This is a genomic window from Streptomyces swartbergensis (assembly GCF_002148965.1).
Taxonomy (GTDB): domain Bacteria; phylum Actinomycetota; class Actinomycetes; order Streptomycetales; family Streptomycetaceae; genus Streptomyces; species Streptomyces swartbergensis.
Genome location: NZ_NGFN01000548.1, coordinates 1 through 3,311, shown reverse-complemented (window position 1 = coordinate 3,311; position 3,311 = coordinate 1). Strand labels below are relative to the sequence as shown.

The following is a 3,311-nucleotide window of genomic DNA, read 5'->3' as shown; positions in this document are numbered from 1 at the left end:
GTCCCGACCCCGGTCCGGCCACCGTCCCGACCCCGGTCCGGCCACCGTCCCGGCCCCGATCTTGCCTCGGCCTGGCTTCGGTCCCGGCCTGGCCCCGACCTCGCCCCGACCTCGCCTCGGCCTGGCCTGGATCCCGGCCCCGGCCCTGGGCCCCGGCCCCGGTCCCGGCCCGGGTCCAGGCGTCAGAGCCGGTCACCATCCCGGTCCCCGGTCACCGCCCGGGCGGTCTCACGCCTCGTCCGGCGTGTCCTTCTGCGCCTGCACGATCTTCTCCAGCACCCCGGACACGTACTGCTCGGTCGGCTCCTTGCCGATGCCCAGGCCGCTGAGGACGCCCTCGCCGTTCTCGTGCTCCAGCAGGGCGAGCAGGATGTGCTCGGTGCCGATGTAGTTGTGGCCGAGGCGCAGCGCCTCGCGGAAGGTGAGCTCCAGGACCTTCTTGGCTGCCTGGCCGTACGGCACGAGCTCCGGGGGCTCCTCGACGGCCGGAGGCAGTGCGGCGGTCGCCGCCTCGCGGACCGCGTCGAGGGAGACGCCCTGCTCGACGAGCGCCTTCGCGGCGAGACCGTCGGGCTCGGCCAGCAGACCGAGGACGAGGTGTTCGGGTACGCCCTCGGCGTTGCGCGCGGACCGGGCCTCGTTGTGCGCGGCCATCACCGTGTTGCGGGCGCGGGGCGTGTAGCGGTTGAAGCCCTGGCTCGGGTCGAGGTCGGCCGACTCCTTCGGCACGAAGCGCTTCTGCGCGGCCTGCCGGGTGACCCCCATGCTCTTGCCGATGTCCGTCCAGGAGGCCCCCGAACGCCGGGCCTGGTCCACGAAGTGGCCGATCAGATGGTCGGCCACCTCGCCGAGGTGATCGGCGGCGAGGACCGCGTCCTGGAGCTGTTCGAGGGGTTCCTGGTGCACCTTCTTGATCGCCGCGATCAGGTCGTCGAGGCGGAACGATGACGTGATGCTGGGGTTCGTCGTCATGGTGTCAACCGTAGGTTGCACCTCTAGGGGTGTCAACCGCGAGTTGACATCCGTCGTGGCTACTTCGGGAGGAATCGCGTCTCGGTCTCGTGGCGCGGAACGCCGCGGTATCGCTGTGGCTGCCATGGCCGCGTCTCGGCCGGGCATCACTCGGGACGGGGCGGGTCGCGACAGGTGCAAGGGCCACTCGATGGGGTGAGCGGTGGGGAACGTGTGGTGGGGTGCCGTGCGGGTGTCTACGATCGCTGATCGTGAAGCTGGTGGTTGCCGACAGGCCGAGAGCCGCCGCGACCGCGTGCACGAGCATCGCGCACGCCACCCCGAACGCCGCCATCACCCCGGCGGTGGGCCCGCCCCGTCCGCCCATCGCCACGATGAACATCATGTCCGGGCCGGGGTGATGCAGAGCGCCAAGGCGGCGACGAGGAACGCCACGTAGAGAGACATGTCCACCATGCGGCCGTGCTCGATGCCCCGCCGCGCGTGGACGACCAATTCCGGGGAGTGAGACGCACGAGATCGCGCATGCCGGGCCGTCCGCGCCGGCGTGGCACCATCGGCCCGTGAGTACGCCCACCACCGTCGACCGCGCGTTCGAGACCGCCCTGTACGGCACCAGCGAGACGGCCCTCGACACCGGCGCGTCCCTGCTCGCGTCCGACCCGGCGGCGGACGCCGAACTCGCCCGGCGCGGTGAGGAGTTCGTGGCGGCGGCCTGGCGGCGCGGCTGGCAGCCGGCCGATGTCGTACGGACCGTCCGGCGGAAGCTGGACGACGTACACGTACGCCTGGTGACGGCGCTGATCCGGGCGCAGGTGCCGCACGACCGTCCGCGCGGCCGCCGCTGGAACGCCCAGCTCGCGGAGCTGCCCGCCGGGGCCCCGCCCCGCACCGACCGCTTCTCGTACGCCACCGCCGTGCTGGAGCTGTACCGCCTGCTGCTGCGCCTGCCCGCGCTCGAGTCCCTCGACGAGTCGCCCGGGGGGCCGAAGACCGAGTCCCGGATGCTCGGCCGGATCCGCGCCCTGCTCGCCAAGGCGGAGGCGACCGGGTTCCCGGAGGAGGCGGAGGCGCTCAGTGCCAAGGCGCAGGAGCTGATGGCCCGGCACAGTGTCGACGAGGCGCTGCTCGCGGCCCGGGCGCCCTCGCCCGAGACGCCCGGGGCCTGCCGGATCGGTGTCGAACCGCCGTACGAGCAGGCCAAGGCGGTGCTGCTGGACGCCGTCGCCGCCGCCAACCACTGCCGGGCGGTGTGGAACGAGCCGCTCGGCTTCTCCACCGTCGTCGGCTTSGAAACCGACCTGGAAGCGGTCGAACTCCTCTACACCTCACTCCTCGTGCAGGCCACGACCGCGATGACGAAGGCGGAGGCCGCTCAGCGCGCGGCCGGTCGCAAGCGCACCAAGACGTTCCGGCAGTCCTTCCTCGCGGCCTACGCCCACCGCATCGGCACCCGCCTGGCGGCAGCCGCCGAGACCCAGGTGACGGAGGACCTGCTCCCGGTCCTCGCCTCCCGCGACGTGGCGGTCACCGGCCGGATGGACTCGATGTTCCCGGAGACGACCACGACCCGCCTGCGCGGTGTGCACGACGCGGCGGGCTGGACGGAGGGCGCGCAGGCGGCGGACCGGGCCCAGGTCGGACACCGGCCGCCGCTGCGCTGACCTGCCGTCAGTCGCCCGAGGACTCGAAGCCGCTCACCGAGGCCTCCGCCGCGCCGCCACTGCTGCTCCCGTCCCTCCGGGCGACCTCGCCGTACGACCATGTCAGCTCGTGCTCGTCCCTGGGGGCGCCGGGCAGGGTGAAGGACGCCTTGTGCACGGTGAGGCTCTTCGCGGAGCCGGCCTCGCCCCGGACGTAGGTGATCGTGAAGGACGTGGTGGCGCCCTTCCCCAGCGTGAGCGGCTGGGCCTGGGCGCCCTCTTCCGGGGACACGGACGTCGTGCTGTCCTCGGCCAGGAGGTCCACGGCGGGGAAGCCCTTCAGGGTGCACTGCGCGCCCTGGTTGGTGAGTGTGACGGTGACGTTGCCGGTGTCCCCGGCGGCCGGCGCGGCACCGGCCCCGACCTCCACGCCCAGGTCGCCGATCGCGCAGGCCGAACCGCCCGGCCGGTCCGCGTTCTTGGTGTCGTCGGCGCTGGTCGTGTCACCGTCGCAGGCGGTCAGCAGGAGTGTGGCCGCGAGGGCGGCGGGCAGGGCRAGGGGAGGAACAATGCGCATGGGGTCCTCTGGTGCGTGATGGCGATGAGCGGTTCGGACGCATGGATCATCTCGGACGCGGGGACCGTCACGCACCGGGGCAGGCCACACGCCGGAACAGCCTCCGGCCCCCGTAGCCC

At 73.0% G+C, this 3,311-nt stretch carries 3 protein-coding genes and 1 pseudogene; 1 reads left to right on the top strand and 3 read right to left on the bottom strand.

From position 1 onward, the window contains the following. Positions 1-228: 228 nt before the first annotated feature. Both CA983_RS41865 and CA983_RS48640 read right to left on the bottom strand, forming a co-directional pair. On the bottom strand, positions 229-972 hold the full coding sequence (locus CA983_RS41865) for a Clp protease N-terminal domain-containing protein (protein ID WP_086605880.1): 744 nt from the start codon (positions 970-972) through the stop codon (positions 229-231). A 265-nt stretch (positions 973-1,237) separates the two neighbouring features. Continuing rightward, a pseudogene (locus CA983_RS48640) lies at positions 1,238-1,428 on the bottom strand (LysE family translocator); the annotation flags it as partial. Positions 1,429-1,535: 107 nt separating this feature from the next. Between CA983_RS48640 and CA983_RS41855 the strand changes: the two are divergent. After that, positions 1,536-2,636 carry a DUF2786 domain-containing protein gene (locus CA983_RS41855; RefSeq protein WP_086605879.1) on the top strand — a complete coding sequence of 367 codons (1,101 nt, stop codon included), beginning with the start codon at positions 1,536-1,538 and terminating at the stop codon, positions 2,634-2,636. Positions 2,637-2,643: 7 nt separating this feature from the next. On the opposite strand, the gene CA983_RS41850 is transcribed toward CA983_RS41855, so the two are convergent. Beyond that, positions 2,644-3,192, bottom strand: a complete 549-nt coding sequence (locus CA983_RS41850; protein WP_086605878.1) for a DUF4232 domain-containing protein — start codon at positions 3,190-3,192, stop codon at positions 2,644-2,646. Positions 3,193-3,311: the final 119 nt, after the last annotated feature.